This window comes from Paenibacillus sp. JSM ZJ436, from assembly GCF_044383795.1.
Taxonomy (GTDB): domain Bacteria; phylum Bacillota; class Bacilli; order Paenibacillales; family Paenibacillaceae; genus Paenibacillus_AQ; species Paenibacillus_AQ algicola.
Genome location: NZ_JBISEO010000025.1, coordinates 1 through 22528, shown reverse-complemented (window position 1 = coordinate 22528; position 22528 = coordinate 1). Strand labels below are relative to the sequence as shown.

Below are 22528 nucleotides of genomic sequence, written 5' to 3'. Positions count from 1 at the left end.
AGGGCTAATGAAAACTATAAACATTAAGAATGCGATATTTGCTGTATTAATTGTATTATTAAGTTTGATTTTTAATTTTTTTTCATTTAAAAATATACTGTTTGATGTCTATAAGTGGCATATTGTTCAACCTGAAACAGTACATGGGGCTATAGAAATTGCATTATTCGGGATTTCAATGTTTTTATGTTTACTTAACTTCTCTAAAAGTATACTGGTAAGAATGTTATTTATTTGTTTGATTATGGTGTATCTTCAGTTACATCAAGTATTGTTGCCAGCGGCATTATCTGTTATCTACTTTGAAATGATCATATCTATAGGTTTTAGTGTTTTGTTTATTCAGACAAAAGCAAAAAGCAAAAGATCGCTTTTGAATTATTTGAAAGCATTTTTGATAGGTTTTATGACTTGGTGTATCATAGCGTTAATTTGTTCATTAGTAGGGTATGGTAGCTTCGATGATTTAAGAGTTATGACAACTTTACTAGGTTTATTAAGTATTATAAAACCTAACTTGCCTTTGACTGTTCATGTGTTTAAACGAGCAGGGACATTATCCCCTAAAGACAAATTTAGTTTTGTTGCTATATGTTCTTTGGTGATGATTCAGTTTGCTAAAAGTAACAGAGCCCTAGATTATGATTCGTTATGGTATGGATTAAGGCCAGAACAAGTATTGGTTGGTGGGGGCTCCTTTTTTGATAATTTAGGAATGATTATGTCTATACACTTTTATCCTAAATTGATGGAACTGTTCTATCTTCCTGTATCTAATTTAGGTGATTACAGCTTTATTTTATCCGCTAATATAGTGCTGTATAGTCTTCTCATGATAGTTATTTATTTGTTCATGATGAATATTACAAACAATCAGCAAACAAGTTTATTCGTAGGTTTCTTGTTAGGATGTATACCGGCAATTTCAAATATGGCTTCAACAGCAAAAACCGATATTTTTTCTTCCTTTTTTTTAATAGTAGCAGCCTTTTTTCTTTGGGAAGGATTAAACAATCGTAGCTGGACATCAATTTGTTATGGTTTATCAAGTGGTATTTTGTCCCTAGGAGGGAAAATTACAAGTTTAATGTATGTTCCCTTATTATTTACAGGGTTTTCTATACTGCTCATATTCAATGTTATGAGAAAAAAGGGTAGGGTAATTGAAGTAGAGAAACCTGACCGCATATTATGGAAATACATAATATTAAGTTCAATAGGTATTGTAACATTAATTTGTTTTAGAACTTATAAATTGACAGGATACCCCTTTTATCCGATTTTATCAGATGTATGGAAGTTATTGGGATTTAACTCCGAGAGCTTTTTTTTTGAAAGACCTGACAACTTTGTGCTAAGTGAAGATAAGGAATTTTTGTCTCATTGGTTGAAAATTATTTTCAATCCTGAAGGTTACACACACTATATCATGGTGTGGCCAAGTAACTTATATATTTATATATGGATCCTTGTATTAATAGTTTTAATTATATTCCATCGGAAAATAAATTATCGTTCAATTAAATTGTTTTTAATTTTTATACCTGTATTTATCTCAGGGATATACAGTATCAATAGCTTGCCTCAGGGAGGAGACGGAAATTACTACATTCCTGTTATAATTCTGGCTACTGTAGCGCTTGTTTCAATAATTGAGTGCTTACCGAAAATAAACAAAAAAATAATTATGATTTCATTATCGTTCTTTATCCCTATCCAATTGTCGCTCATGTTTGTATCACACTTTTCTTGGAGTTGGGGTACATCAAAGTTCACTGGCGAGTTAACAAGTAGCAATTTTGAGTCTTATGATAAGAAGTTAGAATTATTTGAGCAAAACGGTTTATTAGAAATTGAACAATATTTGAAAGATCAATCTAAGACATCAAACTGCATAGGTTTTTTACGACAAGATGGTGATGAACAAATAATGAATCAATTATCTTGTAGATTTGAAGATGTTCCTCACATGAGCTCTAGGTATGGGAATTTTGAGATATTTAATTCAATTGAAAACTTTAAACAATATCTGCTGTGGGCTAATGTTAAATACATTATCCTCCCAAAACGCGGAATTGAAGGCTTTCCTGAAGTGAGAAGTATCATTAATGAACTGAAGAAATCATCGGATACAACATTAGTGGATGCACGTGAGTTTTATCTGCTGGAAGTAACACAGGAAGCTATTACTAAAGCAGAAGGGAGCACAACAATTTTTGATGACGGCATACTGAGTGAGGGTTGGTACGATTGGGAAAATACTGCTAGGTGGGTATCCGATTCTGCGGTTGGAACATTCATATCTGATAGCGGAGGCACATTAGTCATTGAGGGGACCGTTCCAGATGTGCTTAATGAAGTAATTCTAAAAATACAAATTGATAATAGGCCATCTAAGGAATGGAGACTCCAAAAGGGTGATTTTAGAATCAATTATGAAAATCTCCCAGTTGGGAGTTTCCAACTCGAAATCAGTACAAATAAACATTTTATCCCAAAAAAAGCTGGGATTAATGAGGATGCCAGAAAGTTGAGTGTTTTGATAAGGAATATGGAAATTAAATAATTAGTTCGTCTCGTCTTAATTAATTGCAAAATTATTAATTCATTAAGGAATGATTTGCTGCTATGAGTGAGGTGCTTCTTTGAAAAGAATCAAAATATTATTCCATAAACGTTCAATAGCCATTAGTTATATTTTCATGGTGTTTGCTCTACTTATAATATACTCACCAGTCCTAGTAGGGGAATTGTGGTTAAAATGGGATGTCTATGATGCTGCTTTTCCGTTATCTGTTTCAATATCTGATTCATTGAAGCATGGTGAGTTACCCTTATGGGAGCCGTTTTCATTGAGAGGTGTACCACTTTCACATTTAATTGGAGTATCGGTATGGTCTCCAATAACTATAATACTAGGGGCGCTTGGATTTACACAGTATATGATGCAGATCCAGTACATAATACTAATATTACTTGCAGCTTCATTTATGTATCTATCAATTAAAAGTATGATTAATAATCCATGGTTGGCAATGACGGGTGGTTTAGCATATGCTACCTGTGGTCAGTTTGTCAGTAATGCACAGCATCTAACCTTCCTATTACCTATGGTTGTCTTCCCACTACTGCATTTCTCATATAGGAAGTGGGTTGAAGTGCAGAACTTTAAATGGAGTATCCTAATAGGAATATCGTTCGGATTACTTATATTAAATAATTATCCACCTTTCCTTTTTGTTAGCGCACTGTTTATCCTAATTGAATATATTTTCGATATGAAGAGATTATATAGTGTTAAAGGCACAGTTTTGAAAACGTTAAGCGTACACACTATACATGTTTTCTTAGCTTTTGTGATATGTTCTTTAGTAGGATTAGTAGGGATTTATACTACTTTAGAAGTTGTAAATTATATTACTAGAGGATCGTTATCGTGGGATTTGGCTACTGGATCTTCCCTGAGTTACTGGTATTGGTTCGGAGCTGTAACCCCTTCTTTAACTCAAATAATCCATGCTTCTAGGTTTGATATCAATCTATCAATGACGAATGTATATATCGCTTTTCCCGTACTCTTACTTTCGCTTTCAAGAATACCAAAGAAAAAAGATGAGTGGAAAATTGTAGTCTTGATTATTGTAGCAGTATTACTTGTTATGGGGAAATATACTCCATTTTACAGATTATTATATGAACTAATACCGAGCCTCAGTTCTTTTAGATTCCCAGCCGGTTTTCGGTACCTTTACTTCTATTACATTACTATTTTTGCAATGTATAATTTTTATAAGTTGAATAAAGAGTATAATCATCTGTTAAAGAAATTGGCGAACGTTTCTTGCTATTTATTTATATTCATCTTCGGCTTTTTATGTCTAGTTAATATATTAAAAATTCAGACTGTTATGATTCCTAGATATACCGTTTTAGAGTTAGCTTTATCAATCATCGCTTTACTTATTGTTGTTTATGTTATCAATTTCAAAAGAACTAGCCTATTGATAGTTTGTTTAGCTACAATTTTCTTTAGTTACTTAGGGATTGTTAGAAATCAATCCTTTACTATTGGAACTTATGATCGGCCTGTTTCTTACAACAATGAAATTCAAACGCTTTACACAGGTGAGAAAGAAGTGGAAATTGATAATCGTTATATAGAGCCTAGTCCTGTGACGATGAGTCATACCATCTTCACAAGAGAGTTTCAAACTGGCGGTTATGTTGGAAGTTTTGAATTACAGAATTTTAGTAAGAGTGCAATTAATAATGGCTTGCCAGGTCCAGGAGATCCTGTGATTTTTTTCGTTGATAATGATTCTTTTAAGATGAATTCAAGTGAGAGTAAACCTGAAATTATACCTGAGTCAATAGTTTATAGTCCGAACAAGTTTCAAGTTGAACTGAATTCCGAACAATCAGGTTTTGTAATACTGCAACAGTCATACTTCAAGGGCTGGCAAGTGTCTGTAAACGGCAAAAAGGACAATATTATGGTGCTAGACGACGGTACAATGGGAGTCAAAGTAGATAGGGGTATTAATGATATATCTTTTGCATTTAAACCGAAAGGAACAATTCTTACAGCTTGGATCTCAATTATAACTTGGATATTATTGATTCTATACGGTGTCATAAATGTTTCCTCTAAGTTTATAAAACCAAGATTAGCAAGGAGATAAGCCAATGGATTTTTCAAGAATGATTGATATTCGAGAATTAGGTGACGATCGGGGTCTTCTCACAGTTATCGAAGAATTTAAGACGATTCCTTTTGAGATTAAGCGTGTTTTTTATATTTATGGTACCTCACCTGGTGTGCGAAGAGGATTTCATGCACATTATAAAACCAGGCAAGCACTGATTTCTGTCTCTGGGAGTTGTAAGGTACATTTGAATAATACAGTAAGAACTGCCGAAGTTGAGCTGGATTCCCCTACTAAAGTATTGATTTTAGAGCCGAATGACTGGCATGAAATGTATGATTTTTCGCCTGACTGTGTACTTTTGGTTTTATCCTCACATTTGTATGATGCTGAAGACTATATTCGAGATTACAATCAATTTTTGGAGGTGTATGGTACTTGACCAAAGATTATTTTGCACATACTCATTCAATTGTTGAATCGGAACAAGTGGGAGCTGGAACTAGAGTGTGGGCTTTCGCTCATGTATTGCGAGGCGCTGTGATTGGATCCAATTGCAATATAAATGACCATACCTTCATTGAAAATGATGTTATCATGGGAGACAATGTTACTGTGAAATCAGGTGTCTACATATGGGATGGTGCGAGAATAAGTGATAACGTATTTATAGGACCTAATGTGACATTTACTAACGATTTAAGACCAAGATCTAAACAATACCCATTAGAGTTTGCCAAAACAATAATAGAAGAGTGGGCCTCAATTGGAGCAAACTCAACCATTATTGCAGGAGTTAAAATCGGTAAGTATGCTATGATTGGCGCCGGTTCACTTGTTAGTAAAAGTGTGCCCAACAATACATTATGGTATGGCAATCCCGCTCGATTCAAAGCTTATATCTGTAACTGCGGCGAAAAGTTAACTAAGGATAATAGCTGTGTTGCATGTGGTAAAAAATACGTAATAACTAATGGTAATGTCGAGGAAATACAATAGGCTACTTATAAACTCAGAAATTAGGTGAACTACTATGATTCCCTTTCTTGATCTAAAAAAGATAAATTTAAGACATGAAGATGAGATTATAAACAGTGTGAAGAGGGTCTTGCAATCAGGCTGGTTCATTCTGGGACAAGAGGTTACTCAGTTTGAAGAAGAGTTTGCAGCATACTGTGGGACAAAGTATGCTGTGGGGGTTGCCAATGGATTAGATGCGCTTGAATTAATAATCAGAGGTTATGACATAGGTCCAGGCGATGAAGTAATAGTTCCTTCAAACACATATATTGCTTCCATACTATCTGTTTCTGCCAACGGAGCTACCCCTGTTCTAGTTGAACCGGATTTGTTAACTTACAACATTGACCCGGCAAAGATAGAGGCTAGTATCACGCCTAAGACAAAGGCGATATTAGTTGTACACTTATACGGTCAAGTATGTAATATGGAAAAAATACATTCTATTTCAAGAAAACACAATTTAAAAATTATTGAAGACTGCGCTCAATCTCATGGGGCAATGTATAAGAATGCAAGATCCGGTAACTTGGGAGATGCGGCAGCCTTCAGTTTTTATCCCGGCAAAAACTTAGGAGCTTTAGGAGATGCAGGTGCTGTTACTACCAATGACCCTATACTATATGAAACTATAAGGGCACTTAGAAACTATGGTTCGCATAAAAAATATGAAAATCTCTACAAAGGTTATAACAGTCGGCTAGACGAAATCCAAGCACCAATATTAAGAAATAAATTAAAATATCTTGATGCAGACAATCAAAAGAGACGGGATATCGCTGGATATTACTTGAAAAAGATAACGAATCCTCATGTCATGCTGCCTCATGTAGAAGCTGAAGCAAGTTCTCATGTATGGCATGTATTTGTCATTCGTACAGCGCATCGCGAAGCTTTTATTGATTATATGACCCAACAGGGTGTTCAGACGATGATTCATTATCCTATTCCACCTCACAAGCAAGAGGCCTACAAGGAATGGGAAAGTCGCCAATATCCAATTTCAGAGAAAATTCATTCTGAAGTTGTAAGCCTTCCTATTAGTCCAGTTATGGAACAAGTTCATGTTATGCGTGTTGTGGAGGTAGTCAATGAATTTAGACCGCTTTAAATTTTCAATTGTGGTTCCTATTTATTATAATGAGTTAAACATTCCGCATACTGTTCCTAGACTGCAAAGGCTGCAGGATCTAATACCCGACTGTGAATTTGAGTTTGTATTCGTCGATGATGGATCAAAGGATAGATCCTTTGAATTACTCCTAAAGGAACGAGAAAGCGACCCAAGAATTAAAGTGGTCAAGCTGAGTAAAAATTTTGGATCTATGTCGGCTATACAGGCTGGTCTAAGATACACCACAGGAGACTGTGTTGGAATTATAGCTGCTGATTTACAGGATCCTCCTGAACTATTCAAGGACATGATTGATCGTTGGAAGAATGATAAAAAAGTTGTTCTAGGGACAAGATCAGATCGTGAAGAGTCTTTCTCGCAAAAGTTATTCTCAAATACGTATTATTCTTTACTCAGGAAGTTCGCTCTGAAGGATTATCCTGAGGGAGGCTTTGACTTTTTGCTTGTAGATCGGCAAGTTGTCAATGAGGTCGTTGAAATACGGGAAAAAAATACGAATATAATGAGTTTGATTTATTGGCTAGGTCATGATAGAGATTGTATACCTTACGTCAGACAAGAACGGAAGTTAGGGAAGTCAAGATGGACGCTCTCAAAAAAGATTAAACTTTTTGTAGATTCCTTTGTTAGTTTTTCATACACACCCATTAGATTTATGTCAACAATCGGTGTAATAACGGCGGTTATTAGTTTCTTGTATGGGATTTTTGTTGTAGTAAGTACTATTTTTGGGCTTATTGAGCTTCAAGGCTGGACTACAATTATTTCTTTAATCACATTCTTGTTAGGAATTATTATGATCATGCTTGGTATTATTGGTGAATACCTCTGGAGGATTCTAGATGAAAGTCGAGCAAGACCGCCCTATGTTGTTGATGAGATATATGAATAAAGAATTTATTAAATTTCTAATCAGCGGTGGAATTAATACGGCAGCGACATATGGATTGTATTTATTGTTCTATATGTTATTCGAGATAAATTATTCTTTATCGTACACCATATCTTATATTGCAGGGATTGTACTGTCTTTTTTCTTGAATTCGATCTTCGTATTTAAAGAAAAGGTAAAAATCAAAAAATTCATTCAATTTCCGGTCATATATCTAGTGCAATATTTGATCAGTATGCTGCTGGTGTTCCTATTTGTTGAACAGTTGGGTTTTTTACCAACTATAGTACCTATTGCAGTCATATTAGTTACTATCCCTATTACGTTTACTATTTCAAAGTTTATTATCAAAGGTAAATAATGAGAGGAAGGTCTTCATGAAAGGAATTATTCTAGCAGGAGGTACTGGCTCGCGTCTGTATCCTCTGACCAAAGTAACTAACAAACACCTGCTTCCTGTAGGGAAGTACCCGATGATATTTCATGGAATCCAGAAATTGAAAAAAGCCGAAGTAAAAGATATTCTAATTGTCACAGGCAAAGATCATATGGGAGATGTGGTGAATCTTTTAGGCAGTGGTCGTGAGATGGGGGTCAACTTTACATATAAAGTTCAGGATGAAGCAGGTGGCATTGCTCAGGCATTAGATTTGGCGGAGCAATTTGTGGCCCAAGAAAAAATGGTGGTTATTCTCGGAGATAATGTATTCCAAGATAACATAGCACCATTTGTAAATAATTTCAGAAAACAAGACAAAGGGGCGAAAATACTGCTTCAAAAAGTAGAAGATCCTCACCGTTTTGGAGTTGCAGAGCTTAATGATGGTAAGATTGTTTCTATCGAAGAAAAACCTAAGAATCCTAAAAGTGATTATGCTGTTACTGGTATTTACATGTTTGACCATCAGGTTTTTGATATCGTTAAGACGTTAAAACCGTCAAATCGTGGGGAATTAGAAATCACCGATGTGAACAATGCATATATTAGTAAAGGCGAGCTCACTTTTGATGTTCTAAAGGGTTGGTGGACAGACGCCGGAACCCACAATTCCTTAGCACGAGCAAACGAACTGGCAAAAGACTTGACGTTTGGAGAAGAAATGGGCAAATTGAAACTTTAAGGAGAACGATGAACTATGAAGGTTACTCCATTAAAATTGAAAGATGCAGTCATATTAGAACCTGAGTTGTATACCGATAAGCGTGGATTTTTCATGGAAAGCTATAACTTTAATGACCTGTTTACATCTAATATCAAATTTAATTTCATACAAGATAACCAATCATTATCAAGGGATGTCGGTGTCATTAGAGGCTTGCACTACCAGCTAAACCCTAAGGCTCAAACCAAACTGATTCAAGTGGTGTCCGGAGCTATATATGATGTGATAGTGGATATTAGAAAAGAATCAGCGACTTTTGGACAGTGGGTTGGTGTAATTTTAAGTGAGTATAACCATAAACAGCTTCTGGTGCCCAAGGGCTTTGCTCACGGCTTTTGTACAATCGTGCCGAATACGCAGGTGCTCTATAAGGTAGATCAATATTATTCTCCCGAGCATGACCGCGGCATAGTATGGAATGATCCGGCTTTAGGCATTGACTGGCCTACTTCGCAGCCCATTCTTTCGGAGAAGGATCAGAAGCACCCGCTGCTGAAGGATGCGGAAATGAATTTTGAGTAGGAGGCCAACAGGCACATGAAACTTATGGTTACCGGCGGGGCCGGGTTTATTGGCAGTAACTTTGTGATGTATATGCTGAAACAGCATCCGGGCTATGAGATCGTCAACATGGATGCTTTAACGTATGCCGGAAATCTAGAGAACCTGAAGTCTATTGAAAATAACCCGAACTATACCTTCGTCCAGGGAGATATTGCAGACAAGGAAGCGGTAGACCGCGTCTTCCAGCAAGGCATTGATGTGGTCGTCAATTTTGCAGCAGAATCTCACGTAGACCGGAGTATTCTGGAGCCGGAGATTTTTGTGAATACCAACGTTCTGGGTACTCAGGTGCTGCTAGATGCAGCGAAGCAGTATGGAGTGACGAAGTTCGTCCAGGTTTCCACGGATGAGGTGTACGGCTCCTTAGGCGAAACAGGCTTGTTCACGGAGACCACCCCCCTTGCTCCCAACAGCCCGTATTCCGCAAGCAAGGCGGGCGGCGACCTGCTGGTTCGTGCATATCACGAAACGTTCGGCTTACCTGTAAATATTACCCGCTGCTCCAATAACTACGGACCGTTTCAATTCCCGGAGAAGCTGATTCCGTTAATCATCTCCCGGGCGTTAAAGGATGAAGCTCTTCCGATCTACGGTGATGGCCTGAATATTCGGGACTGGCTGTATGTGGAAGACCACTGTAGTGCGATTGACCTCGTTATCCATGATGGCGTGAACGGTGAAGTATATAACATCGGCGGCAATAATGAGCGGACCAATCTGCATATTGTAAAAACCATTTTGCAGGAGCTGGGTAAGCCTGAGTCTCTCATTACGTACGTTACAGATCGTCCGGGTCATGACCGCCGCTATGGCATCGATCCGGCCAAAATCACCCGGGAGCTGGGCTGGAAGCCCAAGCACCATTTCGAGACAGGCATTCAGGAAACCATTCAATGGTATCTGAATCACCAGGAATGGTGGACCCGCATCCAGTCGGGTGCTTATCGGGAATATGTTAACAAGCAATACGGCGATCGTCTCGGAGACGCTCCATGAGGGTGCTGGTCACCGGCGCCGGGGGACAGCTGGGCCGAGATGTGGTAGCCGCTTATGAAGAAGCAGGCCATGACGTGTTGGCATGTGGACGCAAGGAGCTGGATATTACCAATCTGGATCAGTGCCAGCGGGTCATGACTGCGTTTCAGCCGGATTGCGTAGTTCATTGCGCGGCATATACCGCAGTCGATGCTGCGGAGAGTGATATCGACGGGGCTTATCTTGTGAATGCGGTTGGAACCCGGAATCTGGCGGTGTCATCAGAGCAGGCGGGAGCGAAGCTGATATACATTAGTACGGATTATGTGTTTGATGGCAAAGGTAACGTTCCCTATTATGAATATGATGCGGTAAGCCCGGAAAGTGTGTACGGCCAAACCAAACACGCCGGAGAACGGCTTACCCAGTCGCTATGCTCCAGATGGTTTATTGTGCGAACATCCTGGGTGTTCGGCCTTCACGGGGCGAACTTTGTCAAAACGATGCTGAAGCTTTCCCGTGACAAGCCGGTACTGCAAGTCGTGGACGACCAGAAGGGCTCTCCTACGTATACGGTAGATCTGGCCGTCTTTCTGTTGGAGCTGTCTCAGACAGAGAAATACGGAATCTATCATGCTACGAACAGCGGGGCCTGCACGTGGTATGAGTTTACGCAGGCGATTCTGGAAGATGCGGCGGAGCAGCTTCACTGGCCTGTGACAGCCCGCCTTGAGCCGTGCACCACGGCTCAATTTCCCAGACCCGCTCCGCGTCCGGCTCATTCAGTGCTGGAGCATATGTCGATAAGGACCAACGGCTTTAAGGACCTGCCCCCTTGGCGGGAGGGACTCAGACGGTTCCTGCTAGCCATGCAGCATGACCCTGAACTATACTTGAATTAAATACAGCATTATGGAGCCTGGTCTGTATGACCGGGCTTTTTAAATTGAGACAATCCTACCACCCCCTTCCAGCTTTACCTGTGCTATAATGTCGATAGATTGATAAACTTGTCAGGAGTTTTAACATGATCGATTTAAGTATTCTTATTGTAAATTACAATACCCGGCAGCTGACCGTGGACTGTCTGCAGTCTGTTTATGCTTCGCGCACCGCGTACACCTATGAGGTCATTGTGATCGACAACGACTCGCAGGATGATTCCGTAGCGGTGATCCGGAAGCAGTTCCCGCAGGTCACGCTGATTCAGAACCGGGAGAACACCGGCTTTGCGAAGGCCAATAATCAGGGGATGGAGATCAGCGAGGGGCGGTATCTATTGCTGCTGAATTCCGATACGCTGGTGCAGGACGATACGCTGCAGGTCATGCTGGACTTTATGGAAGAGCGCACAGACCTTGGGGCATCGGGCTGCAAGGTGGTGCTGCCGGATGGCGGGCTGGACAAAGCGTGCAAGCGCGGGTTTCCCACGCCATCGGCTTCCTTCTATTATGTGTCGGGTCTGGGCAGACTGTTTCCGCAAAAGCGGGAGTTTAACCAATACCAGCTGGGCTATCTCGACCCGGATCAGGAATATCCGGTGGATTGCCTGGTCGGGGCGTTTATGCTCGTGCGGCGGGAGACGGTTCAGCAGGTGGGCGGCCTGGATGAGACCTTTTTTATGTACGGGGAAGATATTGACTGGTGCTACCGAATCAAGGCGGCGGGCTGGGGAATCCATTACACACCGCGTACCCAGATTGTGCATTACAAGGGCGGCAGTGCACGCCGGCGGTCGTTCAAGATTATTTACGAGTTTCATCGGGCGATGCTGCTGTTTCACCGCAAGCACTATCACAAGCGCTATAATCTATGGATTAACGGAGCGGTCTATCTCGGCATCGGCTTTAAAATGACGCTCTCCCTGCTTCTCAACCGCTTGAAGCCCTCCCGGCCGGCCTTGCGCCCGGTGACGACTGCTGCGCCGGCTCCTGCAGCCGTGGAGGTGGAATCGTGATTCGCCGGAATCAAGGATTTCTGACCAAATTATATATGCTGATGGATTTCGCCGTCGTACAGCTGGCGTTTCTGCTGGCCTGGTGGATCAAGTTCGAGAGCGGCTGGCTGCCGTATGAGCACCCTTTGCCGGTCGAGACTTACGGCGGGTGGAGCGTCGTGTTTGGGGCGGTGGCGGTCATCGTGGGCTCCATGGTGTCCTTTTATTCTCCGAAGCGGAAGCAGCGCTTTGCCGACGAATTCATTAAGATTATAAAAACCCATTTCATCAGCATGTTTGTTCTGCTCAGCCTGATGTTCTTCTTCAAGGAGGTCGATATCTCCCGGATGTATCTGGCGCTGTATATGGTGCTGAACGTAGTGTTCATCTCGCTGTACCGGTACATTCTGAAGAGGACACTTCAATATTTCCGCGAAAAAGGCTATAACCGCCAGTTTGTGCTCATCATCGGGGCAGGCTCGCTGGGCCGGCGGTTCTACAAAAACCTGAACCAGCATCCCGCACTCGGCTACGAGGTGGTTGGCTTTCTGGACGATTACCAGCAGTGGAGCGAGCTGGATGCGCGCAGGTATAGTCCGATTCTCGGCACGGTGGAGGAGCTGGAGCATGTACTGGCTGCGAAGCTCGTGGATGAAGTGGTACTCGCGCTTCCGCTGCTTGCGCATGACAAATATCCCGGCATTATCGAGGTCTGTGAAAAAGCAGGCGTGCGCACGCTCATCATCCCGGATTTCTTCGACTTTTTGCCGGCGCGTCCGGTGTTCGATAACTTCGCTGGGATGCCGCTCATTAACGTGCGGGACATTCCGCTCGACCTGGCGGTCAACCGCTTGTTCAAGCGTGTCTTTGATATCGCCTTCTCGCTGGCGGCCATATTGCTGACACTGCCGGTAATGGTGCTCATTTATGCCGGCATCAAGCTGACGTCCCCGGGACCCGCGATCTTCAAGCAGGAGCGGATGGGGCTGAACCGGCGTACATTCCATATGTACAAATTCCGCTCTATGAAGCTGCTGCCGGAAGGTGCGGAGGATACCGGGTGGACGGTGGAGAATGACCCGCGGCGCACGAAGCTGGGCTCTTTCCTGCGCCGGACGAGCCTGGATGAGCTGCCGCAGTTCTTCAATGTGCTGATGGGTCATATGAGCGTGGTGGGGCCAAGGCCCGAGCGGCCGTATTTTGTTGAGCAGTTTAAGGAGGCCGTGCCGAAGTACATGGTGAAGCATCATGTGCGGCCCGGCATTACCGGCTGGGCACAGAGCAACGGACTGCGGGGCGATACCTCGATCGAGGAGCGGATCAAGCACGATATCTTTTACATCGAGAACTGGTCTCTTCTCTTTGACGTCAAAATCATTCTGCGCACGATCCGCAACGGCTTCAAGAATGCCTACTAGCGCTTCAGTGCGTCCGGCAGCCGGCTGTCCGGCGGCGGCTCTTGAAATGCCAGTCATCCACATTTTCGCTTACTTGATAAACCAGGCCTGACGCCTCCTGAAAGGGAGCAGCGTCAGGTCTTTCCTTGTTAATCCCAATTTTCAAAAAATGTTCGCATGATATACGAACATCAAATTGACTTGCAACTCATGCTGTCATAGACTTATTCTAGCAGGTTAACCGTTAACGTGGAGGAATGACGCTTGAAAGACATAATCAAGTCGTGGAGGCATGTGTTTAAGCTGGATCCGGAGAAAGAGCTCTCGGAGGAGGCGCTGGAGGCCCTATGCATGTCAGGCAGTGATGCCATCATGGTGGGCGGCTCGACCGGCATAACCTACGAGAACACGGTCGATTTGATGTCCCGGGTCCGCCGGTTTGAGCTGCCTTGTGTGCAGGAGGTCTCGGATCTGGAGGCTGTAGTGCCTGGCTTCGATCTGTACCTGACACCGATGGTGCTGAACACCGAGGATGTCACCTGGATTCTGGAGCGCCACCGCCAGGGCATTGAGCGTTACGGCTATATGATTCCGTGGGAGCTTGTGGTGCCGGAAGGGTATATTGTGCTGAATCCGGAGGCTGCTGTAGCGAAGCTGACGGGAGCGAAGGCAAGCCTTACGGAAGATGCAATAGCCGCTTATGCCCAGATTGCGGACAAGCTCATGTCGCTGCCGATCGTGTATCTGGAGTACAGCGGCATTTTTGGAGAGATGGATACCGTTCGCCGGGTACGCCGGGGACTGGAGCAGGCGCGGCTTTTTTACGGGGGCGGCATTACAGGCCCGTCACAGGCTATAGAGGCTGCAAGCGCAGCCGATACGGTCATTGTAGGCAATATTATATATGATGATTTGGAGCAGGCCCTGTCCACGGTGGCAGCGGTAAAAGGTACTGCCGAATAGAGGAGTCCGGAGCGGCCCTGATGCTGCTGCGCCGTGCGCAGCTGGAGACAACGATGAATAGGAGGCTTTTGTATCATGCAGCCGATTGACATACACGAGGCCATTAGCCGCCTCAATCCCCCGCAGCGCCAGGCGGTTGAATCTACCGATGGACCGCTGCTGATTATGGCGGGTGCAGGCTCGGGCAAGACGCGAGTTCTGACGCACCGTATTGCGTATCTGATTGCTACGCGCAAGGCACCGCCATGGAGTATTTTGGCGATCACGTTTACGAACAAAGCAGCTCGGGAAATGCAGGAGCGGGTATCCCGATTGGTCGGGAATGAAGGAAGAGATATTTGGGTATCCACTTTCCACTCCATGTGCGTGCGCATTCTGCGCAAGGACATTGAGCGGATCGGCTATACGTCCAACTTCAGCATTCTGGACTCTACAGACCAGCTTTCGGTCATCCGCAGCTGTATGAAGCAGCTGAATATCGATCCCAAGAAGTTTGAGCCGAAGGCCATTCAGGCCATGATGAGCACCGCCAAGAATGAGCTGATCACGCCGCAGCAGTACGAGCAGAAGGCCGCGGATTATCTGGAGAGCATGACCGCCAAGGTGTATAAAGAATACCAGAAGCGCCTCAAGAGCAATAACTCGCTCGATTTTGATGACCTGATCATGTCTACCATTCAGCTGTTTAAGGAAGTGCCGGAGGTGCTGGATTTCTACCAGCGTAAATTCAAATATATTCATGTGGACGAATACCAGGATACGAACCGAGCGCAGTACATGCTGTGCCGGATGCTGGCTGACAGCCATCACCGGATCTGCGTGGTGGGGGACAGTGACCAGTCGATTTACCGGTGGCGCGGCGCGGATATCAGCAACATTCTGAATTTTGAAGAGGACTATCCGGAGGCCCGCACCATTATGCTGGAGCAGAACTACCGGTCTACGTCGAACATCCTGAGCGCGGCGAACAGCGTCATCGGGCTTAACTCCGGGCGCAAGCCGAAGAATCTGTGGACGGATCAGGGCGAGGGCTCAAAGATCAAGGTGTTCCGCGGGGATACAGAGCATGATGAGGGCTATTTTGTCACGTCAGAAATCAATAAAAATGTGAAAAACGGCCAAAACTATCAGGATCACGCCATCTTGTACCGTACTAACGCCCAGTCCCGGGTGATCGAGGAAATTCTGATTAAATCGGACATTCCGTATCAGATTGTCGGCGGCATCAAGTTCTACGATCGAAAAGAGATCAAGGACATGCTTGCCTACCTGCGGCTCATCTCGAACCCGGACGATGACGTCAGCCTGACGCGGATTATTAACGTGCCGAAGCGAAGCATCGGGGATACGACGGTAGGCAAGCTGGCGGCAGCAGCGACGGAGCGGGGCGTCTCCATGTATCGGGCACTGGAGGTTGTGGATGATCTCGGCTTTGCGGGGCGTACCCGGAACGCGCTGGTGGAATTCTACGATATGATTGCTTCTCTGCACCGGATGGTGGAGTTTCTGTCGGTGACCGAGCTGAGTGAGAAAATGCTGGAGCTGTCCGGCTACCGCAGCGAGCTGAAGAATGAGAACACGATTGAATCCCGCTCACGCCTGGAGAACATCGACGAGTTTCTGTCGGTAACCCAGGAGTTTGAGAAGAACAATGAGGACAAGTCGCTCGTCTCCTTCCTCACCGATCTTGCACTCATTGCAGATATTGACTCCATGAACAATGATGGCGAGGAGGACCGCAGTGATGCTGTTGTCCTGATGACGATGCACAGTGCAAAGGGACTGGAGTTCCCGGTGGTATTTATCATTGGCATGGAGGAGGGAGTATTCCCGCATAGCCGCGCCCTGATGGATAATGAGGAGCTGGAGGAAGAGCGCCGGCTGGCTTATGTCGGAATTACCCGGGCGGAGCAGCAGCTATTCCTGTCCTGTGCGCGGATGCGCACTCTGTTCGGGCGGACGACAGCGAACCCGGCTTCCCGCTTTCTGGACGAGATTCCGGACGAGCTGAAGGAGGATACCCACATCGCCCGTGACCGTTACCGCCGGGGTGCTGGGGCTGGCGGCTCTTATGCGGGCCGCGGCTTTGGCGGCAGCGGGGGCGGCAACTTCGGGGCAGACCGCACAAGAGATCTGTCTCTTGGCGGCTCGACCGCCTCCGCCGTACCTTCTGCCAGCAGCCGCGTTACCGTAACGAACGGACCGGTATCCCGCACGGCAGCCGGCGCCAGCAGCGCCGGGGCCTTCCAGGCCGGTGACAAGGTGGCCCATGGCAAGTGGGGCACCGGCACCATTGTGTCCGTGAAGGGCAGCGGCAATGATACGGAGCTTCAGATTGCGTTTCCAGCGCCGGTTGGCGTCAAGCGCCTGCTCGCCGGCTTTGCGCCCATCACCAAGGTGGAGTAGCGCTTAGCTGCATGAGCAGGGCTTTCCCCGCCATGCGCCATTTTTTATCAAGGAGGATGTCCCCGTTCATGAATGCCAAGGACCAGATGGAGAAGCTGATCGCGGAGCTGAACAACTATAACTACCATTACTATACCCTGGATGAGCCGCTCATCAGCGATAAGGAATACGACGCTATGTATGATCGCTTAATATCTCTGGAGCAGGAGAGCGGAATCGTGCTGCCGGACTCTCCAACCCAGCGTGTGGGAGGCGAGATCCTGAAAGGCTTTGCGCCGCACCGCCATCTCGCCCCCCTGTGGAGCCTGGACAAGGCGCAAAATATTGAGCAGCTGCGTACCTGGCATGAGCGCGCCGTCCGGCTCATAGATGATTACAACGCCAAGAACCCGTCCAGCCCGCTACCGAAGCCTGGCTACGCGCTGGAGCTGAAATTCGACGGATTGACTCTGAATTTGACCTACACGGACGGTAAGCTGGTTCAGGCATCGACCCGTGGCAACGGCGCCGTGGGCGAAGGCATCCTCGCTCAGGTCAAGACCATTCGCTCCGTGCCGCTGGACATTCCATTTACGGACGGAACGATTGAGGTGCAGGGTGAAGGCATTATGAACCTGTCGGTGCTGGAGAAATATAACCAGACAGCGGCAGATCCGCTGAAGAATGCGCGGAACGCAGCCGCCGGGGCGCTGCGGAACCTGAACCCGAAGGTGACTGCCGAGCGCCGGCTGACCGCGTACTTCTATAACGTTGGCTATTCCGATGGCGTAAGCTTTCAAGATCATAAGGATATGATGGATTTCCTGCGGGAGAATCGGTTTAAAGTGAATCCGTATATTTTTTATTTCCAGAGCTTTGACGATGTCATGGAGCAGTTAGCTGACATTGAAGCCAAGCGCGCCTCCCTGGACTACCTGATCGACGGCGCGGTGATGAAGCTGACGGACATGCGCACGCGGGAGATCCTTGGCTACACCGATAAATTTCCGCGCTGGGCCGTGGCCTACAAGTTCGAGGCGGAGGAGACGACCACCGTCCTGGAGTCTGTTGTCTGGAACGTAGGCCGTACCGGCAAGGTAACGCCGCTCGCCCGTGTCGAGCCTGTGGAGCTGGCTGGGGTGACGGTACAGAACTGTACGCTGAACAATGTCGGGGACATTGAGCGCAAGAATCTGAAGTACGCCCTGGGCACGCGTGTGTTCATTCGCCGCTCCAACGATGTCATTCCGGAAATTCTCGGCAAGGTAACAGAAGAGAATGACGGGGAAGAGATTCAGTATCCGGAGCAGTGTCCTTCCTGCGGTTTTCCGCTGGAGCAGCGCGGGGCTCACTTGTTCTGCAATAACAAGTCAGGCTGCAAGCCGCAGATCATTGCGAGAATTTCGCATTTTGCTTCCCGGGACGCGATGGACATTGAGACGTTCAGCGACAAGACGGCAATTCAGCTGCATGAGGAGCTGGGAGTCAAAGAGCCTGCAGATTTGTATACGCTGGAGTTTGACAGCCTGGTCAAGCTGGAGCGCTTTGGGGAGAAGAAGGCCCAGAACCTGCTGGATGCTCTGGAAGCCAGCAAAGGCCGCGACCTGGCCGCGTTCCTGTATGCGCTGGGCATTCCGAACACGGGCAAATCGACCACCAAAATGCTGGCAGACCACTACCGCGACCTGAGCCGGATTATGGAGGCTGACGCGGAGGAGCTGGTGGAGCTGCCGGATGTCGGCGGAATTGTGGCAGAGTCCATTGCAGGGTATTTTGCCGATCCATTCAACCAGGCCTCTATTGAGCGCATGCTCTCACTCGGGGTTCAGGCCAAGGCGCCGGAAGCGCCGGCTGTAATCAGCAGTGATTCCTTTTTCAGCGGCAAAACCGTCGTGCTCACCGGTACGCTGCACCTGCTCACCCGGGATGAGGCAACGGAGAAGCTGGAGGCCCTGGGCGCCAAGGTCACCGGCAGTGTATCGAAGAAAACAGACCTGCTGATTGCAGGCGAGAAAGCCGGCAGCAAGCTGGCCAAAGCCAAACAGCTCGGCATCTCTGTGCTGGAGGATGAGGAAGAGTTCGTTCGGCTGTTGAACGAGGGCTAACCATTCGGATGGATCAAAAAACACCGTATCCGCACCTGAGCTCAGGTGCTGGGATGACGGTGTTTTTGACGTTTGGCAGTCTTCCGAGATCTGCCTTAACGCAGGCTACTCTTTAGACCATTGCTCGATCACCCGGTCCTTGGGCAATAGGAACGAGAACAGGCCCAGCAGCGGCAGAAAGCTGGCGGCGATCATCACATTGCCGATGCCCCAGGTGTCGCCCAGGTTGCCGAGCGCGAGAGCGCCAACCCCGCCCATGCCAAAGGCGAAGCCTGTAATGAGGCCGGATACCGTCCCGATGTTGCCAGGGTGCAGCATCTGGGCATACACGACAGTGACCGAGAAGCTGGAGAGCAGAATGAAGCCGCCGATCGTAAGCAGCACGCCTGCCCAGAACAGGGATACATAGGGCAGCAGCAGCGCGATAGGGGCTGTGCCCACCATGGACAGCATAATCAGGTTACGGCGCCCGAAGCGGTCAGCAAGCGGTCCGCCAAAGAAGGTGCCGACCGCCCCGGCAGCAAGGAACAGGAAGATGTAAATTTGAGCATCATCCAGGCCGATCCGGTAAGCGTCCATCAGATAAAACGCATAGTAGCTGCTAATTGCAGCCCCGTACCAGGAGCGCACGAATACGAGCAGCACGAGCACCAGCGTCGCATGACGGATGCTGCGGCGGCGCGCCGGATCCAGAAGACGGCCCTTGGCGTGCTTTGTAAAGGTATATCCGGCGTCCAGCATGGAGCGGTACCAGCGGGCCACATAGCTTTGCACGGCGACCCCGGCCGCAGCGATGAAGGTGAAATAGACCGCCCCGCTTTGACCCAGCGGTACAAAAATAAACCGTGTCAGCAGCGGTGCCAACGACTGTCCGGCGTTACCACCCACCTGAAAGATGGACTGGGACAGACCCTTGCGCATCCCTGCTGCCATATGAGCTACGCGCATGCCTTCGGGATGGAAGGTGGCCGAGCCGAGGCCAATCAGGATGACCGCGAACAGCACCAATATGTACGAGCCCGCATAGGCAAGGATCCCGACACCAGCAAGGGTACAGCACATTCCGAGCGGCAGCAGGATCGGCCGGGGCTTGCGGTCTGCGGCATAGCCGATCACCGGCTGGATGATAGAGGACGTGAAGTTAATGGCAAATGAAATCCAGCCGATCTGCGTGAAGGTTAGCAGCAGGTTCTCCTTCAGAATGGGAAAAATCGCCGGAATCACCGCTTGAATCGAGTCATTAAACAAATGTACAAAGCTGATCGCGAGCAAAATCCGGTACACGGTCTCCTGCCCCGCACCGCGGTCTGCAGCAGGAGTGGATGCCGGCTTGGCCAGCTTCAGCGACTTATCCGCCATGATGTTCTCTCCTTACATGGGCTATCATTTCAGCAATGCTGTGGAGTGTGCCCTAATGAACAACCTTAAGACCTTTTTCCACGAAAGACAACACTTAATTTTCCAAAAAAACTTGCATGGCGGGTCGTTCACACGCTGTTACAGTCTCAGCTTTTCTTCGCATCCGGGATCCACGCGTCCTTGTCATAGCCGCGAACCTCCCAATATCCGGAGTAATCCCCTTCAATCAGCTCAATGCGGTTCAGCCACTTGACGGACTTATAGGCGTACATCTGCGGCGTGACCAGACGCACCGGACCCCCGAGCTGGCTTGGTATAGGCTTGCCGTCATGCAGGACAGCGACCATCACATCATCCATCCGGGCCTGCTCCATCGTTAAAGAATCGGTATACACCCCGTCGCCGGAGTAGAACTTCACCGTTTGGGCCTTGCTCTGCACGCCGGCCAGATCCAGCAACTTGGAGAGAGGGATGCCTTCCCAGGTGTTCTGATAGACAGACCAGCCTGTCACGCAATGGAAGTCACTGACCTGAACCTCTCTATTCAACGCTACAAATTCTTCCCAGCTCCATTCCAGCTTCTGATCCACCAGGCCATCCACCGTGAACGACCAGTTACTATTATCAAAAGTAGGGATGTCAGTTACCGTGTACACGCGAAAATTCCCCTGAGCCCCTCCGCCAAGCGGCGGTGAAGAGTCCGGAAGCGGCACTGGCTCGGGAACGAGTGCGTTGGCATTGCTTGCGACAAAGCCCGCAGAACCGGTGGACTGCATCGTCTTGTTCAGCCAGCTCAAAAAGGTAGGCCCCAGCGTCAAGGCAAGTCCCGCACCTGCCGCGGCTTTGATGAACCCTCGGCGGGTGTATAGCGGCTGTGGTGCTTCGGGCAGGGTTGCCGGAGCTTTATCCCCCGCTGGTCTATGACTGTTCGCAGCCTCAACGGATAAAGCTCGCCGCTGCGGCTCCTTCAGCCATTTGGTACGGGTGATAGAATGGTAGATCATAACCGGAAGGCCAATCCAGGTCAAAAGATCGTGAATGAACAACGCGGCATTTGCCGCGCGCGGACCGGCCAGGCGGAACTGCCACAGCACGATACCGGATACCAGCCAGCCGAGGAGCAGGAAAAGCACGAACACAACGTTCACTTTTTGCCCGGTTCTGCCCTTGAGCCTTTTCCAGTGCTTGGCGGCCAGGAGCAGATAGTACACGACAGGAATTAGCAGGACGATACCGACCCCGATGTGTGCCCATTTGAGCCACACCCGTCCGGCGCCGAGGATTTCTCGCCAGAATCCGCCTACCAGCAGCAAGCCGGACAGCGAGAGGAACAGAACAATCCAGGCGTTCCAGGCATGGATCGAGGTGAGCTTCTTGCCATAACCTTTTCGGATCCGGCTCAGCCATGAAGTTTTCATCGTCAACATCCTCTCTAGGCAATGATTCATTATGTATGCATTTCTCCACAACGACATCAGCAACAGAAGTGCAAAAGTCACCTTATCCTTAATGTACCGCAAAACACCTCCCCTGAATAACTGATAATCAACCTATATATGAAGAAAAATCAAACAAAGACGTGGCGAAGTCCTTATGAAGAAGGGTGAATTTAGGGTGTAAATAACTTTTTTGAAAAAAGGGGTTGTAAATGTCTTGCTGACATGATATATTATTTCTTGTCGCTTGCGAGGTAAACTTGAGAGAGTGGTCAAGAGGTTGAATAAACTTGTTGACAGATAGCAAGCAGACATGGTATGATAAACGTCATGTGTGATTGAGAGAAATGATACAGGAACCAACCAAGTTCTTTGAAAACTGAACAAATGGAACTCGTTAATAAAATGGATTCATGATGAATGAATCGTCAGTTTTGAAATGAGCAATTGAACTCAACTTTCATGGAGAGTTTGATCCTGGCTCAGGACGAACGCTGGCGGCGTGCCTAATACATGCAAGTCGAGCGGACTTGATGAGGAGCTTGCTCCTCT

At 46.9% G+C, this 22528-nt stretch carries 18 protein-coding genes and 1 rRNA gene; 17 read left to right on the top strand and 2 right to left on the bottom strand.

Annotation, left to right across the window (positions count from 1 at the left end; genetic code table 11):
• Positions 1–7: 7 nt before the first annotated feature.
• The 16 genes from ACH6EH_RS19310 to ligA all read left to right on the top strand — a co-directional run bounded on the left by ACH6EH_RS19310 (position 8) and on the right by ligA (position 19181).
• Complete coding sequence (locus tag ACH6EH_RS19310) at positions 8–2566, top strand: hypothetical protein (RefSeq protein WP_397333468.1); 2559 nt, start codon at positions 8–10, stop codon at positions 2564–2566.
• Between the two features lie 79 nt (positions 2567–2645).
• Positions 2646–4682 (top strand): YfhO family protein, encoded by a 2037-nt coding sequence (locus ACH6EH_RS19305; RefSeq protein WP_397333467.1) that lies wholly within the window; start codon positions 2646–2648, stop codon positions 4680–4682.
• A 4-nt stretch (positions 4683–4686) separates the two neighbouring features.
• Positions 4687–5088: a sugar 3,4-ketoisomerase gene (locus ACH6EH_RS19300; RefSeq protein WP_397333466.1), complete on the top strand. Its 402-nt coding sequence runs from the start codon at positions 4687–4689 to the stop codon at positions 5086–5088.
• Positions 5085–5645: an acyltransferase gene (locus ACH6EH_RS19295; RefSeq protein WP_397333465.1), complete on the top strand. Its 561-nt coding sequence runs from the start codon at positions 5085–5087 to the stop codon at positions 5643–5645. Before ACH6EH_RS19300 ends, ACH6EH_RS19295 begins: the two co-directional genes overlap by 4 nt.
• A 34-nt stretch (positions 5646–5679) precedes the next feature.
• Entirely contained in the window at positions 5680–6777 is a 1098-nt protein-coding gene (locus tag ACH6EH_RS19290; RefSeq protein WP_397333464.1) for a DegT/DnrJ/EryC1/StrS family aminotransferase, read from the top strand.
• Complete coding sequence (locus tag ACH6EH_RS19285; protein WP_397333463.1) at positions 6758–7693, top strand: glycosyltransferase family 2 protein; 936 nt, start codon at positions 6758–6760, stop codon at positions 7691–7693. The genes ACH6EH_RS19290 and ACH6EH_RS19285 overlap by 20 nt, the downstream gene beginning before the upstream one ends.
• Entirely contained in the window at positions 7644–8054 is a 411-nt protein-coding gene (locus tag ACH6EH_RS19280) for a GtrA family protein (RefSeq protein WP_397333462.1), read from the top strand. Before ACH6EH_RS19285 ends, ACH6EH_RS19280 begins: the two co-directional genes overlap by 50 nt.
• A 16-nt stretch (positions 8055–8070) precedes the next feature.
• Complete coding sequence (locus tag ACH6EH_RS19275; RefSeq protein ID WP_397333461.1) at positions 8071–8814, top strand: sugar phosphate nucleotidyltransferase; 744 nt, start codon at positions 8071–8073, stop codon at positions 8812–8814.
• Between the two features lie 15 nt (positions 8815–8829).
• On the top strand, positions 8830–9378 hold the full coding sequence (gene rfbC, locus ACH6EH_RS19270; RefSeq protein ID WP_397333460.1) for a dTDP-4-dehydrorhamnose 3,5-epimerase: 549 nt from the start codon (positions 8830–8832) through the stop codon (positions 9376–9378).
• Positions 9379–9393: 15 nt separating this feature from the next.
• On the top strand, positions 9394–10416 hold the full coding sequence (rfbB, locus tag ACH6EH_RS19265) for a dTDP-glucose 4,6-dehydratase (protein ID WP_397333459.1): 1023 nt from the start codon (positions 9394–9396) through the stop codon (positions 10414–10416).
• Entirely contained in the window at positions 10413–11297 is an 885-nt protein-coding gene (rfbD, locus tag ACH6EH_RS19260) for a dTDP-4-dehydrorhamnose reductase (protein WP_397333458.1), read from the top strand. Before rfbB ends, rfbD begins: the two co-directional genes overlap by 4 nt.
• A 128-nt stretch (positions 11298–11425) precedes the next feature.
• Entirely contained in the window at positions 11426–12352 is a 927-nt protein-coding gene (locus ACH6EH_RS19255) for a glycosyltransferase family 2 protein (RefSeq protein ID WP_208203940.1), read from the top strand.
• Positions 12349–13749, top strand: coding sequence for an undecaprenyl-phosphate glucose phosphotransferase (locus ACH6EH_RS19250; protein WP_397333457.1), 1401 nt, complete (start codon positions 12349–12351; stop codon positions 13747–13749). The genes ACH6EH_RS19255 and ACH6EH_RS19250 overlap by 4 nt, the downstream gene beginning before the upstream one ends.
• Before the next feature lie 243 nt (positions 13750–13992).
• Positions 13993–14691 (top strand): heptaprenylglyceryl phosphate synthase, encoded by a 699-nt coding sequence (gene pcrB, locus ACH6EH_RS19245; RefSeq protein ID WP_138227187.1) that lies wholly within the window; start codon positions 13993–13995, stop codon positions 14689–14691.
• A 75-nt stretch (positions 14692–14766) separates the two neighbouring features.
• On the top strand, positions 14767–17097 hold the full coding sequence (pcrA, locus tag ACH6EH_RS19240) for a DNA helicase PcrA (protein WP_397333456.1): 2331 nt from the start codon (positions 14767–14769) through the stop codon (positions 17095–17097).
• Between the two features lie 68 nt (positions 17098–17165).
• On the top strand, positions 17166–19181 hold the full coding sequence (gene ligA / locus ACH6EH_RS19235) for an NAD-dependent DNA ligase LigA (RefSeq protein WP_397333455.1): 2016 nt from the start codon (positions 17166–17168) through the stop codon (positions 19179–19181).
• A gap of 105 nt (positions 19182–19286) precedes the next feature.
• On the opposite strand, the gene ACH6EH_RS19230 is transcribed toward ligA, so the two are convergent.
• The gene (locus ACH6EH_RS19230) at positions 19287–20540 is read right to left on the bottom strand and encodes an MFS transporter (protein ID WP_397333454.1); all 1254 of its coding nucleotides are present in this window, start codon (positions 20538–20540) and stop codon (positions 19287–19289) included.
• A gap of 146 nt (positions 20541–20686) precedes the next feature.
• Positions 20687–21958 carry a molybdopterin-dependent oxidoreductase gene (locus ACH6EH_RS19225; protein WP_397333453.1) on the bottom strand — a complete coding sequence of 424 codons (1272 nt, stop codon included), beginning with the start codon at positions 21956–21958 and terminating at the stop codon, positions 20687–20689.
• Between the two features lie 477 nt (positions 21959–22435).
• On the opposite strand from ACH6EH_RS19225, the gene ACH6EH_RS19220 reads away from it, so the two are divergent.
• Positions 22436–22528, top strand: a 16S ribosomal RNA gene (locus ACH6EH_RS19220); the annotation flags it as partial.

Bases quoted from the DNA above. Each gene is read 5' to 3' on its own strand.
- ACH6EH_RS19310 (WP_397333468.1), top strand. From the start codon at position 8: ATGAAAACTATAAACATTAAGAATGCGATATTTGCTGTATTAATTGTA.
- ACH6EH_RS19300 (WP_397333466.1), top strand. From the start codon at position 4,687: ATGGATTTTTCAAGAATGATTGATATTCGAGAATTAGGTGACGATCGG.
- ACH6EH_RS19290 (WP_397333464.1), top strand. From the start codon at position 5,680: ATGATTCCCTTTCTTGATCTAAAAAAGATAAATTTAAGACATGAAGAT.
- ACH6EH_RS19285 (WP_397333463.1), top strand. From the start codon at position 6,758: ATGAATTTAGACCGCTTTAAATTTTCAATTGTGGTTCCTATTTATTAT.
- ACH6EH_RS19280 (WP_397333462.1), top strand. From the start codon at position 7,644: ATGAAAGTCGAGCAAGACCGCCCTATGTTGTTGATGAGATATATGAAT.
- ACH6EH_RS19275 (WP_397333461.1), top strand. From the start codon at position 8,071: ATGAAAGGAATTATTCTAGCAGGAGGTACTGGCTCGCGTCTGTATCCT.
- rfbC (WP_397333460.1), top strand. From the start codon at position 8,830: ATGAAGGTTACTCCATTAAAATTGAAAGATGCAGTCATATTAGAACCT.
- rfbB (WP_397333459.1), top strand. From the start codon at position 9,394: ATGAAACTTATGGTTACCGGCGGGGCCGGGTTTATTGGCAGTAACTTT.
- rfbD (WP_397333458.1), top strand. From the start codon at position 10,413: ATGAGGGTGCTGGTCACCGGCGCCGGGGGACAGCTGGGCCGAGATGTG.
- pcrA (WP_397333456.1), top strand. From the start codon at position 14,767: ATGCAGCCGATTGACATACACGAGGCCATTAGCCGCCTCAATCCCCCG.
- ligA (WP_397333455.1), top strand. From the start codon at position 17,166: ATGAATGCCAAGGACCAGATGGAGAAGCTGATCGCGGAGCTGAACAAC.
- ACH6EH_RS19230 (WP_397333454.1), bottom strand. From the start codon at position 20,540: ATGGCGGATAAGTCGCTGAAGCTGGCCAAGCCGGCATCCACTCCTGCT.
- ACH6EH_RS19225 (WP_397333453.1), bottom strand. From the start codon at position 21,958: ATGAAAACTTCATGGCTGAGCCGGATCCGAAAAGGTTATGGCAAGAAG.